The following is a 13,845-nucleotide window of genomic DNA, read 5'->3' on the forward strand; positions in this document are numbered from 1 at the left end:
TTCGGTCATAGTTCGTCGTAAAGAACCTGCGAAAGCATGCGGGCTTGCTCGTCCCGGGGTTGCATCGCAGTCAGGCGACAAGACAGGCACACAATATGTGAGGAACGAGATGTCACACCGGACCCGGCCGCAATTGAGTGTGTTGTTTGCGGCAACGCTCGCCATTTCACTTGCCGGAGCGGTTTCGGCAGGCTTCGCCCAAACAATACAGCAAGATCCCTCCGCCGCGGTTGCCGGGCAGGCGCAGGGCGCGGCGGCGCCCGCCGTTACGGCACCTACTGCCGGCGAGAGCCAAGCGAATTTCACCGCGCCGCCGGAACTGCCTGCACCTGTCGACGCCCCGACGCCGGGCGCTAGCGGAAACCCAGTCCTTCCGCACGATCTTTCGCCGCTCGGCATGTTTCTCGCCGCCGATATCGTCGTCAAGAGCGTGATGATCGGCCTGGCGCTGGCATCCGTCATCACATGGGCGATCTTCCTGGTGAAGACGATAGAGCTCATTGGCGCAAAATCGCGGTTGAACCGCGCGGTGCGGATGCTCTCCGCAGCGAACGGGCTCGCCGACGTCAAGGCCGCGCTTGACCGCAAGGCGGGCGTTGCCGCGGAAATGGTGGCGGCGGCTGATGACGAAATGGCCCGTTCGGAGGCGGTTCTGGACCACGCCCCGGCTAGCGGTACCAAGGAGCGCGTGTCGTCGCTGCTCGGCCGTATCGAGGTTCGTGCCGGCAAGCGGATGAGCGGTGGCACCGGCATTCTGGCCTCAATCGGCTCGGTTGGTCCCTTCGTCGGGCTGTTTGGCACGGTCTGGGGAATCATGAATTCGTTTATCGGCATCAGCAAAGCGCAGACGACCAACCTCGCCATCGTCGCGCCCGGTATCGCCGAGGCTTTGCTGGCAACGGCCATTGGTCTCGTCGCGGCCATCCCCGCGGTGGTGATCTACAACTACTTCGCCCGGTCTGTAGGCGGCTACAAGCTGATACTGGCGGATGCGGCGGCCGCAGTGGAGCGATTGGTGAGCCGGGACCTCGACCATCGGCACATGCGCAGGACCCAGCCGCACAGGCGCGACGGCCATGTCGACGCTTCGATAGCCAGGATCGGATAAGGCGATGGCGGCAAAGATATCTGAAAGTGGCGGCGATCTCGATGAGAACAGCGAGATCAACGTAACACCCTTCATCGACGTCATGCTCGTCCTGCTGATCATCTTCATGGTTGCTGCACCCTTGGCGACCGTCGACATGAAGGTCGATCTGCCGCAATCCGTGGCCAAGCCCGCGCCAAGAGACGACAAGCCGGTTTTCGTGACGCTGAAGGCAGACTTGACGCTGGCAATCGGCAACGAGAAAACGGCCCGCGAGAGCTTCGTTTCCGAACTCAACCGGATGACGAACGGGAACACGGAAACACGCGTGCTGCTGCGCGCGGATCGTCTGGTCGATTACGGCGAGCTGATGACGGTCATGAATCTCATTCGAGGCGCGGGCTACGGCAAGATCGCGCTTGTCGGTCTCGAGGCGGCGCCCGCGCGGTAGCTGCCTGCAGCCGCTGGTTTGAAGATTTGTCGTGACGCTTTTGCGGGACTGCCTGTCTTGCAGACGACACCCGATCAGCCGGCGCGTCTTTGCCCTCTTCTGTTCTGGAAGTGATGCGGCTCTGTCGTGAGCCGTTGCCACCGTTCCCTTTTTGCTTGCCGAAATGTCGCTGTCGCTTGAAACCGGCGGTGCGGCGATTTATGAGCTTAAGCAACAGGCTGCGCTTCGGCAGCCAGATGCAAGATCGCGCGGATTTCCAGGACACCGGCGCCGCGCCTATCCGGGACACGAGGGCAGTACCATGAACTTCGAAGCAGCGCGCAATAAGATGGTGGACAATCAGGTCCGGACCACGGACGTGACCTCCCATTCGGTCCTGTCCGCCTTCCTTTCCGTGCCTCGCGAGGAGTTCGTGCCCGCGAAATTGAAGGAACTGGCCTACATCGATGCCGACATCGAACTCGTTGGCGGGGCCGAGCCACGCTATCTGATGGAGCCATCGCCGCTCGCGAAGCTGTTGCAGCTCGCCGGAATTTCCAAGTCCGATGTCGTGCTTGAGATCGGCTGCGGGACGGGTTACGCCTCGGCACTGCTATCTCTGATTGCCGGCTCTGTTGTCGCACTGGAGAGCGACGAGGGGCTCGCCGCGACGGCGACGGCAACGCTCGCGCGCCTCGGCTATGACAACATTGCAGTGGTGACCGGCAACCTTGCCGAAGGCTACGCCGCAGAATCGCCCTATGATGTGATTTTCATTAATGGCGCGGTGGAAACGATCCCCGAGGGCCTTTTCGGGCAACTTCGCGACGGCGGGCGTCTCGTGACGGTGGAAGGATTTAGTAACGCATCTCGTGCGAAACTTTATGTGCGCGGATTCGGCAGGGTCTCGGAGCGGTCGGACTTTAACACGGCCGTTAAACCTCTTCCCGGATTTCGCCGCGAGCGTTCTTTTGTTTTCTGAGGCACCTCATATTGGTGGCGCTCAGCATAGAAGCGTTGTTACCAAAATCGCAATGTTGCCAATTGGCAACGTATCCTTTGTTTCTTTTTGAAATGGCTGCTGAGAGCGTCAGTGGACAGTTGTCGCAGGACCGAATCCGGGTTTCAAAGAGCGCAGGGGTAGTGATTTGCTCGCCAACGGGTGGCACGAGCACGTCACCACAGTCGTTGTGCAGGTCGCCAGAGCGGACTTGCTGATAATTGCGGGGCAGCACTGCTGCCTCGGTTGATCGGAGGGAAGATGGTGTCGATTGTCCGCAAAGCAGCCTTGTGGGCGGCTGTCTCGACCAGTGTACTGATCGCGCCGCACGCGGCGCTCGCAGAGACGATCGCCGGCGCAATGGCCAAGGCCTATGCGAACAACCCAGATCTCAATGCCGCACGTGCCGGCCTTCGCGCCACCGATGAAGGAGTTCCGATCGCCAAGTCCGGATTCCGGCCTCAGATTTCGGCCTCTGCGACGGGTACGCTAACCCGCACTGACATCGAGAAAACCGGCACGCGCGATTTTCACAGCGGGCAGATCGGTATCAGCATCACCCAGATGATTTTCGACGGGTTTCAGACACTGAACAACGTCAGAGCCGCTGAATCGAATGTCTTTTCCAGTCGTGAATCGCTGAAGGCGAATGAAATCCAGATCCTTCTTGCGGCAGCGCAGGCCTACGCCAATATCGCGCGCGACCAGCAGGTCGTTTCAATTCGCAGGCAGAACCTGGCGTTCCTGAGGGAACAGTTGAACGCCTCACAAGCTCGCCTCGAGGTAGGTGAAGGAACGCGCACGGACGTGAGCCAGGCGGAGGCCCAACTCGCCGACGCGCAGTCCTTGCTGGTAAGCGCGATCGCTCAGTTGAAGCAGAGCGAAGCGGTCTACGTGCAGATCGTTGGCGCGGCTCCGACAGGAATCAGGCAGCCAGCGCCGGCCAGCAAGAGCATGCCGAGATCCCTCGATCAGGCGGTGGCTACAGGCTTGCGGGAAAATCCGCAGATTCTGGCTGCGCAGTATGCTGTCGACTCGGCAGGCTTCCAGGTGAAGTCGGCCGAAGGCACGATGCTGCCCGGTGTCGTCCTCCAGGGGGCAGTAACCCGCAACACCGGAAATGCCGGGACAGGCCTTGACGATACGACAGCGAGCGTCACCGCTCGGCTGGAAGTGCCGATCTATCAGGGCGGCGTTGAATACGGGCAGATTCGTCAAGCCAAGGAAGTTCTGGGCCAGCAGCGGATCCTCGTCGATTCCGCGCGTGCTTCGGTTCAGCAGACCGTCGTTTCGGCCTACGCCCAGCTTGACTCCGCGCTTGCGCGAATTACCGCAAGCCGGTCGCAGATTTCTGCCGCCAACCTGGCGCTCGAGGGCGTCATCGAGGAGCGCAAGGTCGGTCAGCGCACGACCCTCGACGTTCTCGATTCGCAGCAGGACGTTCTGGACGCGCAGGAGTCGCTCGCCGGCGCACAGCGCGATGCCGTCGTGGCGAGCTATTCGCTGCTTGCCGCCATGGGCCGGCTGACGGTCAAGACGCAGGGTCTCGCCGTTGCCGAATATCGCTCCGAAGAGCACTACGAAGCCGTCAAGGACAAGTGGTTCGGTCTGCGGACCGTCGACGGCCGCTGACCGCGAGAGCTAGAGCCACTGCGCGTCTTATCAGGCGCGCAAAGGACGCTGTAACGCTTTGAACCGCTGCATGATCTTATCCTTGAATCGGCACGATTTAAGGAAGCATGCAGTTGGCGGGGCAGACGGCATCTGCCCCGAAAAACAAATCTGTGCAAGAATCCCCGTGGTTGATTCGTGACGTTTGTTTCGTCCGCGAACTCACTTAAGGTCTGTTTGAAATCGGCACATGGAGGCATCTTAAGCCCGTCTTTGCCGCACCAAACGAGGATGGAAATGGCACAGCTCAATGTCGCGCGTGAACCTTCGATGGACGAGATTCTGGCGTCCATTCGCAAGATCATCGAGAACAACGAGCCTGGGCAGATCGGATCCTCTGTCCGGCAGGAGTTCGAAGACGAAGCCGGTGACGAGATCGAACTGACAATCGACTCGGAAATCGAGGCCGTTGCGTTCCGCGCATCCGAAGAGCCTCGCCTTTCATCAAACACACCGTCATATGTGTCGCCGGCTGAAGCAACCGGCGATGCCGCAGAAACGCAGACTTCGCCGCAGCCACCGCTTTCGCTCGCCGATGTCGCGGCAAGGGTGCGAGCCGCTTCAGAACGTCACGCGGTGAACTATGCGCCAAAGGATCAGGTCGGCCCGGCCCCGATGCCTCCGGTGCAGGATAATCCGGTCGTCACCTCACGAATGGCGGCGATCTCTTCGCCGGCGGCCCCGGTGAACGCAGGCGCCAGAAAAGTGGAAGACGAGGCCGTCCGGGATGTTGCCACAGAACGGATGGTTCCCGAGCCCAGCGCGTCGTCACAGGCAACTGTTAGGGAGAAAGTGGCCGACAGCGAAGAAACGCCGCTGGGCGCTATCGTTTCGCCGGCCGTCAGCCGCCAGGTAGCGCGCTCATTCAAAGACCTTGCCCACGCAGTCGAGCAGGGCCCCAGGCGTTCCTTCGACGAGATTGCGGAAGCGATGCTTCGGCCGATGCTGCAGGAGTGGCTGGATGACAATCTGCCCACCCTGGTCGAGCGCTTGGTGCGCGAGGAAATCGAACGCGTCGCGCGCGGCCCTCGTCGCTGAGGCGCACTTTTGCGGAGAGCTACCGCATGATTCCTTGATCGGAATCGATTTAAGGACAAAATCATGCAGCACTTCAGAGTGCTACAGCGACCTTAGCGCGTCCATAGGACGCGACGCGCTGTAAAGTCGCGAGCGTAATCGCTTGCGGCTTTTTCGCCGTTTGTGTTGACTTGGGCTGGGCCTTCCGGTTTACAAAAACGCTGACATCAATCTCCAAAATACTGGCCGAAAAATGCTTGATAAGACCTACGATTCCGCAGCCGTCGACCCGCGTATCGCCAAGAAGTGGGACGAAGAAAACGCGTTTCGTGCAGGCGCCGGCGCAAAGCCTGGCGCTGACAGCTTCTGCATTGTGATTCCGCCACCGAACGTGACTGGCTCGTTGCATATGGGCCACGCGCTGAACAACACGCTGCAGGACATCATGGTGCGTTTCGAGCGCATGCGCGGCAAGGATGTTCTCTGGCAGCCAGGTATGGACCACGCCGGCATCGCCACGCAGATGGTCGTCGAACGCCAACTCGCGCAGAGACAGCTGCCCGGCCGGCGCGAGATGGGACGCGAGGCCTTCGTCGAGAAGGTCTGGGAGTGGAAAGCCGAATCCGGTGGTCTGATCTTCAACCAGTTGAAGCGGCTGGGGGCATCGTGCGACTGGTCGCGCGAGCGCTTCACGATGGATGAAGGTTTGTCCGAAGCCGTCATTGAGGTTTTTGTCAGCCTGTATAGGGAAGGCCTGATCTATCGCGACAAGCGTCTCGTGAACTGGGACCCGAAGCTGCAGACGGCGATTTCGGATATCGAAGTCGAGCAGGTCGAGGTTAATGGCCATCTCTGGCACCTGCGGTATCCTCTCGAAGAGGGCGTCACCTATCGGCATCCGGTCGCATTCGATGAAGACGGCAACGCAACGGAATGGGAGATCCGCGACTATCTCGTCGTTGCCACGACGCGTCCGGAGACGATGCTCGGCGATACCGGCGTTGCGGTCCATCCGGATGACGTCCGCTACAAGGGTATTGTCGGCAAGCACGCGATCCTGCCGATCGTCGGGCGGCGGATCCCGATCGTTGCGGATGAGTACCCGGATCCGGCGACTGGTACCGGCGCGGTCAAGATGACGCCGGCCCACGACTTCAACGATTTTGATGTCGGCAAGCGGAGAGGGCTTCGCCAGGTCAACGTCCTGACTGCGGATGGACGGATCACGATCAAGAACAACGACGACTTCCTTGAAGGACTCGATCACCCGGCCGCGCTCCACGGCGCCTGGGATGAGCTCGAAGGCAAGGATCGTTTCGAGGCACGCAGGCTGATCGTCGAGATCCTCGAAGAGGCGGGGCTCGTCGATCACATCGAACCGCATAGGCACGCCGTGCCGCATGGCGACCGCGGTGGTGTACCGATCGAGCCGCGCCTGACCGAGCAATGGTATGTCGACGCCAAGACCTTGGCCAAGCCAGCGATCGCCGCGGTCAAGGAGGGCCGGACCAGCTTCGTTCCGAAGAACTGGGAAAAGACCTATTTCGAATGGATGGAGAACATCCAGCCCTGGTGCATTTCACGCCAGCTTTGGTGGGGGCATCAGATACCCGCGTGGTACGGTCCCGACGGCCAGGTCTTCGTCGAGAAGACCGAGGAAGAGGCGCTGCATGCCGCGATCCAGCATTATCTTGCGCATGAAGGGCCGATGAAGGCCTATGTCGAAGACCTTCTCGAAAACTTCAAACCGGGAGAAATCCTGACCCGCGACGAAGACGTTCTCGACACCTGGTTCTCGTCTGCCCTCTGGCCGTTTTCGACGCTCGGCTGGCCGAACGAGACGCCGGAACTCGAAAGATATTATCAGACCGATGTTCTGGTGACGGGCTTCGACATCATCTTCTTCTGGGTCGCCCGCATGATGATGATGGGCCTTCATTTCATGAAGGACGCCGACGGCACGCCTGTCGAGCCGTTCCACACTGTTTACGTCCATGCGCTCGTTCGCGATAAGAACGGCCAGAAGATGTCGAAGTCGAAGGGCAACGTCATCGATCCTTTGGAACTGATGGACGAATATGGCGCCGACGCGCTGCGCTTCACTTTGGCGATCATGGCGGCGCAGGGGCGTGACGTGAAGCTCGACCCGGCCCGCATTGCCGGCTACCGCAATTTCGGCACCAAGCTCTGGAACGCCACGCGTTTCGCCGAAATGAACGGCGTGACGAACAGCGAAGGGTTCATTCCCGAAGCGACGGCGCTGACGATCAACCGCTGGATCTTGACCGAGCTTTCGCGAACGATCCGCGACGTCAGTGAAGCAATCGAGGGCTACCGCTTCAATGAGGCGGCCGGTGGTCTCTATCGTTTTGTCTGGAATCAGTTCTGCGACTGGTATCTCGAACTGCTGAAGCCGGTCTTCAACGGCGACGACCAGGAGGCCAAACGGGAGTCGCAGGCCTGCGTCGCTTACGTGCTGGACGAGATCTACAAGCTCTTGCATCCCTTCATGCCCTTCATGACGGAGGAGCTTTGGGAGAAGACTGCTGGCCCCGGACGCGAGCGTGAGACACTGCTGTGCCACACGGAATGGCCCTCCGCCTTCTACGCGGATGACGCTGCAGCCGATGAAATCAACTGGTTGATCGATCTCGTCTCCGGCATTCGATCGGTGCGCGCCGAAATGAACGTTCCGCCGGCGGCGACGGCACCGCTGGTGATCATCGGTGCAAATGGACTGACGAGCGAGCGGCTCGACCGGCACGCCTCGGCGATAAAGCGCCTGGCAAGAGTGGAAAGCATCGAGCATGCGGCGGTGGCGCCGCGCGGCAGCGCCCAGATCGTCATCGCCGAAGCGACCGCCTGCCTTCCGCTCGGCAACCTTATCGATCTTTCAGCAGAGAAAATCCGGCTGGAGAAAGCAATCGCCAAGGTCGAGGTCGAGCGCGAGAGAATTCTCGGCAAACTCGCCAACGAGAAGTTCGTCGCCAATGCGAAGGCCGAATTGGTCGAGGCAGAGCGCGAAAGATTGATCGAGTTAGATCTGCAAAAGGATTCGCTCGGGGTCGCTCTCAGCCGCGTGTCGGAAGCGGGTTAAAGCAAAGCGAAGGCGCACGCCTTTGCGACGAAGAACAAATTACAATCCGCGGTAGAAATGCCGCGGATTTTTCTATTATGTGGCCCGAAACTTCGAATCAGACGTCGATCCGACGCGATGGAACGACGCAATACACGCTTTGGTTTTATTGGCGAACTGCACAAAGATGCTTGCAGCTAAAGGGCGCAAAAAGCGAAATTGTTGTTCCCCGGTCACACTTCGCCGTAGAAGTGGAATATTATTTTCAACCACCTGGAACGCTTGGCGTTCGTTGGAAAAACGTTCCAGGATTCTGAATTTGTGTCTTAATCTTGAAATTCTTACGTAAATCTTATGGCCGATCCGACGGCCACTCCCGCGAGTCCGCGGTTTGCCATTTCACGCAATCGTGAGGATACTCTCCGCGCCAAGCGCGACATGAGATGGATTGTCGCACACGGAGAGTGCAGGGGAGGAGCTTAATGGCTCAAGGTGGAATGAAGAAGGGCATTTTGGCGGTCGTCGCCGGAATGCTCGTGGTATCGGCTGCGCATGCTGGGGGGCTTGAGCGCAGCGGATATAATATCGATCTGCTGTTCGATCCGTCAGACTATGCCGCCGAAGCGACGGCAATGTATGTTAATCCACAGCGTGAATTGAAGAATGTTAAGGATACGGATACGACAACGGGACTTGCGCCTGTCGGTTCTCCGGCTTTCGGCTCCGGTGGCGGTAACCTGAATAATCGTCCAAATAGCGTCGAGGACACGGAAAGTTATTGGGCGCCCCGCATCGGCGTAAAGGCTGCTTTGGGTGACAGTATTGACTGTATGGCGGACTACTCGCAGCCTTGGGGCGCCCACACCAATCCCGGCCAAAACTGGGCCGGCGCCAACAACAACATCGAAACGAAGGTCGAGAGCGATAACTACGCGGCAACATGCTCCTACAAATGGGACATGGGACCTGGCATAGTTCGCGTTATTGGCGGTGCCTTCTACCAAGAAGTTGGCGGCTTCAAGGAACGGCTTGTGCAGGATTTCAGCGGCGTACCGCCGATCCTGACCGGCGGCCTTTCCGGCGTTGGCAGGCTTGACCTAGACGGTGATGGTTGGGGTTGGCGGACTGGCGTCGCTTACGAAATCCCGGAATACGCAATGCGAGCAAGCCTCGTATATAATAGCGCCGTCGATCTGGACAACCTTGCCGGCACCATTGACCTGCGGGATGTCCGTGGTCCAGCGCCAGTAAACTTTTACGGTGTATCCGGCTCGGCTTCGATGCCGGATTCGTTGGAGTTGAAGGTCCAGTCCGGCATCGCACCTGGTTGGCTGGCATTTGGCTCGGTCAAATGGACGGACTGGAGCCAACTGCAGGTATTGGAATTCTGCCCGGCTGGCGGCGGGAGTGTTGCGCAACCGTGCACGACGCTCGACCTCCTTTATCGCGACGGCTGGACGGTCACCGGCGGTATTGGTCACAAGTTCAACGATCAGTGGAGCGGTGCAGTAAGCGTCACCTGGGATCGCGGGACGAGCCATGGATATGGCTCGCAGACCGACACTTGGACGTTCGGTACGGGGGTCTCCTATGCCCCGACACAGAACGTTGAGCTCCGCCTTGCCGGCGTCGTCGGGATCATGACCAGCGGAAGCTCGGGACCGGTCACATTCGACGGACAGGTCATCGGCGACGACGTGAGCTACGACTTCGACAACGATTTCGTAGGAGCAATCTCAACATCGCTAAAGGTCAAGTTCTGATCCCATCGACGGTGTATTTGAGGCCCGGTTTTCGCCGGGCTTTCCTTTTATCTGCGCTGGTCTCTTCGGCTGACGGCACCATTTTATGAGCATTCATGAATGTGACGATTCAGCAACACATTTGCTGCTATGGTTTGCTAGTATCGTGGCCGGTTCAACTATGTCCATTTCCCGCCACAAAATGAGAGCAGCGATGATAGCAGCAAATGTGCGATCGAGTGCCGTACCTGCGTTTTGAGGTGAATCGAGTTTGTGCGCTGTCATGACATCCCGTCGCAATTGGCATCAAACGCCTGGCCGATCCGTAATCGGCTTTGGGGGAGGAGATGCGCGGGAAAATCTAGCGACAGGTACGCATGGTTCTAGCCTTGCTGGGAAGCTGTGAGCGCTCGAATGGCAAGCGACCGTGCATGGATTGGTGTTTGCAGCGGTGGTGAGTTCGGCGTGGCCGGCTGGAACGGAAGAAATTGGTTGTGATGCTCGCGGGTGAATTCAAGTCGCTTAGGGTTGCGGTGCTCGGTGTGTCGCTGGCGGTTGGTGCCTCCACCGCGGGGCCTGCGCGAGCGTTCGATCCGGGAGCGGGCGTTTCCAAGGAATCAGGCCCGTTCGCCCTCTTCAAGTTCGGCTTTTCCGCTTACAAGAACGGCAGGAAGGACGAGGCCGTCGAGGCCTATCGCTATGCCGCCGAAAAGGGTCATACCGGATCCCGCTGGGCACTGGCCAATATGTACGCCTATGGTGACGGGGTCACCGAAAACGATCTAGAGGCGTTCAAGATCTACAGTGAAATTGCCCAGCAGGGCGTCGAACCCGGGTCTGAAGACACGGGTTATTTCGTCAATGCGCTGATTTCGCTGGCCGGCTACTATCGACGCGGCATTCCCGACAGCCCGGTGAAGGTCGATTTGGCGCAGGCGCGGCAGTTGTATTTCCAGGCGGCATCGACGTTTGGTGTCGCGGAGGCGCAGTTCCAACTGGCGCGGATGCTGCTTTCGGGCGAGGGCGGCACCGTCAATGTTCAACAGGCCAAAAAGTGGTTGAACCGCGCACGCAAGAATGGCCATGCCGGAGCCATGGGCGTCTTCGGAAACGTCATCTTTCAGGAAGGCCAGACCGTTCGTGGCCTCGCCTACATGACCGCGGCGCTCGACCAGTGTTCGCCGAAGGACAGGCCCTGGCTGCAGTCGATGCAGGAGCAGGCTTTCTCGCTGGCGACCGAAGACGATCGCCGCGTGGCGATCACCATGTCGCAGAACATGCACCTGCAGGCTGACGACGACTAGCTACGATTTAACGGAATATGCAGTAACGACTACGCCAGTTCGAAGGCGAATTCGCCCGCGACGGGGACGTGGTCGGACGGTTTTTCCCAAGAGCGCACGTGTTTTTCTATCGACGTGGACACGAGCTTGTCGGCAGCTTCGGGCGACATCATCAGGTGATCGATGCGAATGCCGAAATTTTTCGGCCAGCATCCGGCCTGATAGTCCCAAAATGAATAAAGCGGCACCTCGTCCGAGGTGGCGCGCACTGCGTCCGTGAATCCGAGATTGCGAAGACGCCGGAAAGCCGCCCGCGTTTGCGGCAGGAAGAGCGCGTCGTTCTGCCATACCTTGACGTCCCAGCAATCGTGGGCTTCCGGGATGACGTTGTAGTCGCCGGCGAGGATGAGCGGTTCTTCGAGCCTCAGCCTCTGCTCCGCGAAGGCCGCAAGACGCTGCATCCAGGCAAGCTTGTAGGGATATTTTTCGCTGTCGACGGGATTTCCGTTCGGCAGGTAAAGGCAGCATACGCGGATCGCGCCGTCCTTGACCGAGAAAACGCCCTCGATGAAGCGTGCCTGCTCGTCCATATCGTCTCCCGGCAGGCCGCGAGTGACCTCGTCCGGCCGCAATTTCGAGAGCAGTGCAACGCCGTTGAAGCCCTTCTGGCCGTGCGTTTCGACGTGGTACCCGAGCGCTTCGATCTCACTCCTCGGAAATGCCTCGTCCACTGACTTGATTTCCTGCAGGCAGGCGATGTCCGGGTTCGATTCCTTCAGCCAGGCGACGAGGCCGTCGAGGCGCGCCTTGGCGCCGTTGATGTTCCAGGTGGCAATCTTCATGGGCCGGCATCGCCTTTCTTATCGGTTGATCCTCGCGGACGATTCGTTGTAGCGGCTGCGAATTCTTTTGACAAATCCGATACCTGCAACGTCGGTGGCGTCGAGGGACGCGATCAGACGCGGCGCGATCTCGCTCTCAGCGCAGCACGTTTCCGCTGACGGTTGCAGGAATTGATTCCGCCCTGTCTGGCTCTATAGTCCCCCGCATGATCGAGTTCGTCGAAAACTATTGGCCGCATTTTCTGGCGCTGCTCTCCTTCGCCTTGGGCATACCGGCGATCGTCCACGCGGCAATGACCAAGGACGATGTGCGCGCCGCCGCCGGCTGGGTCGGCGTCGTCCTCCTGTCGCCAGTAATAGGGGCGGTGGTCTACGCGGTCGCCGGCATCAATCGCATTCGTCGCACGTCCATCGGCCTGCAGCGCTCGTTGTTGCGGCCGCGAGGTGCAGATCAATTCGGCCGGTACGACGTGACCCATGACGAAATCGCCATCCGCTTCGGACATCGCTTCGCCGCGATGAAGATGCTTGGCGACAGGGTCGCGCGCCATGCGATGTCGACGGGAAACCACATCACCATGCTGGAAGGTGGTGACACTGTCTACACGTCGATGCTCGAGGAAATTGCCGGCGCGCGCCGCAGCATCCTCATCGAAAGCTACATCTTCGACAGGGACCCGATCGGCCTGCGCTTTGCCGATGCGCTGATTGCCGCAATGAAGCGCGGCGTCAGCGTCAGGGTTTTGATCGATGCGGTCGGGGCACGCTATTCGGTGCCGAGCATTGTCAGCTACCTGAAGGAGGGCGGGGTACCGACGGCGGTCTTCAACGGCAACATCATCATCGGGCTGAGACTACCCTATGCCAACCTCAGAACCCACCGGAAGATTCTGGTGGTCGATGGCGTCGTCGCTTTCGCCGGCGGCATGAACATTCGCGCCGGCTTCACGACCGAAATGGCGGGAAAGGCGGCCTCCTTCGACACGCATTTCCGTGTCACCGGACCGGTCGTTGCCGACATTTTCCAGGTCGCCGCGGAGGACTGGCAATTTTCAAGCGGAGAGAGCCTCGAAGGCGACGAATGGAAGATCGGGGTGCCGGATGAGATCCCGGACGCGCCTCCGGTCCTCATTCGCGCCGTCCCGTCAGGCCCGGACAGCACGAACGAGACCAATCACAAGATGCTGATGGGCGCCTTCTCGGTTGCGCGCAAGCACATCCGCCTGATGTCGCCGTATTTTCTTCCGGACAAGGAACTGGTCAGCGCTTTGGTGACCGCCGCCCGCAGGGGCGTGGACGTGGACATCGTCGTGCCGGCAGTCAACAATCTGACCCTCATCGACCGGGCGATGACGGCCCAGTTCGACCAGGTGCTCAAGGGCCATTGCCGGGTGTGGCGGGCGCAGGGAGCGTTCAATCATTCCAAGCTGATGGTCATTGACGAGCGTTGGGTCTATGTCGGTTCGAGCAATCTCGACCCACGCTCGTTGCGCCTCAATTTCGAGTTCGATCTCGAGGTCCTCGACGATGCTTTTGCGCAGGCGGTCAGCAACAAGATCTGCGCGACGTTGACGTTGGCGGAGGAAGTTACCCTTGCGGGATTGCGCAAGCAGCCCTTCGCAAATCGACTGGCGAACCGCCTTCTCTGGCTGGGGTCACCTTATCTTTAGCGAGAGCTTGCTTGCGAAACGTGAAGC

At 59.7% G+C, this 13,845-nt stretch carries 10 protein-coding genes; 9 read left to right on the forward strand and 1 reads right to left on the reverse strand.

The features are described 5' to 3' along the window. Positions 1–109: 109 nt before the first annotated feature. From exbB to exoR, 8 genes are all read left to right on the forward strand, one after another. Positions 110–1,108 carry a tonB-system energizer ExbB gene (gene exbB / locus GHK62_RS28905; RefSeq protein ID WP_153442377.1) on the forward strand — a complete coding sequence of 333 codons (999 nt, stop codon included), beginning with the start codon at positions 110–112 and terminating at the stop codon, positions 1,106–1,108. A gap of 4 nt (positions 1,109–1,112) precedes the next feature. Further along, positions 1,113–1,538: a TonB system transport protein ExbD gene (exbD, locus tag GHK62_RS28910; RefSeq protein WP_153442378.1), complete on the forward strand. Its 426-nt coding sequence runs from the start codon at positions 1,113–1,115 to the stop codon at positions 1,536–1,538. 301 nt (positions 1,539–1,839) lie between these two features. After that, a complete protein-coding gene (locus GHK62_RS28915; protein ID WP_153442379.1) occupies positions 1,840–2,499 on the forward strand; it encodes a protein-L-isoaspartate O-methyltransferase family protein in 660 nt (219 codons plus the stop codon). 279 nt (positions 2,500–2,778) lie between these two features. Beyond that, a complete protein-coding gene (tolC, locus tag GHK62_RS28920) occupies positions 2,779–4,149 on the forward strand; it encodes an outer membrane channel protein TolC (RefSeq protein WP_153442380.1) in 1,371 nt (456 codons plus the stop codon). A 276-nt stretch (positions 4,150–4,425) separates the two neighbouring features. After that, entirely contained in the window at positions 4,426–5,226 is an 801-nt protein-coding gene (locus tag GHK62_RS28925; RefSeq protein WP_153442381.1) for a PopZ family protein, read from the forward strand. A gap of 232 nt (positions 5,227–5,458) precedes the next feature. Then, a complete protein-coding gene (locus GHK62_RS28930; RefSeq protein WP_153442382.1) occupies positions 5,459–8,302 on the forward strand; it encodes a valine--tRNA ligase in 2,844 nt (947 codons plus the stop codon). Positions 8,303–8,763: 461 nt separating this feature from the next. Next, complete coding sequence (locus tag GHK62_RS28935) at positions 8,764–10,044, forward strand: OmpP1/FadL family transporter (RefSeq protein ID WP_153442383.1); 1,281 nt, start codon at positions 8,764–8,766, stop codon at positions 10,042–10,044. A 476-nt stretch (positions 10,045–10,520) separates the two neighbouring features. Continuing rightward, positions 10,521–11,327 carry an exopolysaccharide production regulator ExoR gene (exoR, locus tag GHK62_RS28940; protein WP_153442384.1) on the forward strand — a complete coding sequence of 269 codons (807 nt, stop codon included), beginning with the start codon at positions 10,521–10,523 and terminating at the stop codon, positions 11,325–11,327. Positions 11,328–11,356: 29 nt separating this feature from the next. Here exoR and xth read toward each other — a convergent pair whose 3' ends face one another. Then, positions 11,357–12,148, reverse strand: coding sequence for an exodeoxyribonuclease III (gene xth / locus GHK62_RS28945; protein ID WP_153442385.1), 792 nt, complete (start codon positions 12,146–12,148; stop codon positions 11,357–11,359). A 206-nt stretch (positions 12,149–12,354) separates the two neighbouring features. Here xth and GHK62_RS28950 point away from each other — a divergent pair, with 206 nt between their 5' ends. After that, the gene (locus GHK62_RS28950; protein ID WP_153442386.1) at positions 12,355–13,818 is read left to right on the forward strand and encodes a phospholipase D-like domain-containing protein; all 1,464 of its coding nucleotides are present in this window, start codon (positions 12,355–12,357) and stop codon (positions 13,816–13,818) included. The last annotated feature ends 27 nt before the right edge of the window (positions 13,819–13,845 follow it).

Source organism: Sinorhizobium terangae, from assembly GCF_009601505.1.
Lineage (GTDB): Bacteria > Pseudomonadota > Alphaproteobacteria > Rhizobiales > Rhizobiaceae > Sinorhizobium > Sinorhizobium terangae.

Bases quoted from the DNA above. Each gene is read 5' to 3' on its own strand.
- exbB (WP_153442377.1), top strand. From the start codon at position 110: ATGTCACACCGGACCCGGCCGCAATTGAGTGTGTTGTTTGCGGCAACG.
- GHK62_RS28925 (WP_153442381.1), top strand. From the start codon at position 4,426: ATGGCACAGCTCAATGTCGCGCGTGAACCTTCGATGGACGAGATTCTG.
- xth (WP_153442385.1), bottom strand. From the start codon at position 12,148: ATGAAGATTGCCACCTGGAACATCAACGGCGCCAAGGCGCGCCTCGAC.
- tolC (WP_153442380.1), top strand. From the start codon at position 2,779: ATGGTGTCGATTGTCCGCAAAGCAGCCTTGTGGGCGGCTGTCTCGACC.
- GHK62_RS28935 (WP_153442383.1), top strand. From the start codon at position 8,764: ATGGCTCAAGGTGGAATGAAGAAGGGCATTTTGGCGGTCGTCGCCGGA.
- GHK62_RS28915 (WP_153442379.1), top strand. From the start codon at position 1,840: ATGAACTTCGAAGCAGCGCGCAATAAGATGGTGGACAATCAGGTCCGG.
- GHK62_RS28930 (WP_153442382.1), top strand. From the start codon at position 5,459: ATGCTTGATAAGACCTACGATTCCGCAGCCGTCGACCCGCGTATCGCC.
- GHK62_RS28950 (WP_153442386.1), top strand. From the start codon at position 12,355: ATGATCGAGTTCGTCGAAAACTATTGGCCGCATTTTCTGGCGCTGCTC.
- exbD (WP_153442378.1), top strand. From the start codon at position 1,113: ATGGCGGCAAAGATATCTGAAAGTGGCGGCGATCTCGATGAGAACAGC.
- exoR (WP_153442384.1), top strand. From the start codon at position 10,521: ATGCTCGCGGGTGAATTCAAGTCGCTTAGGGTTGCGGTGCTCGGTGTG.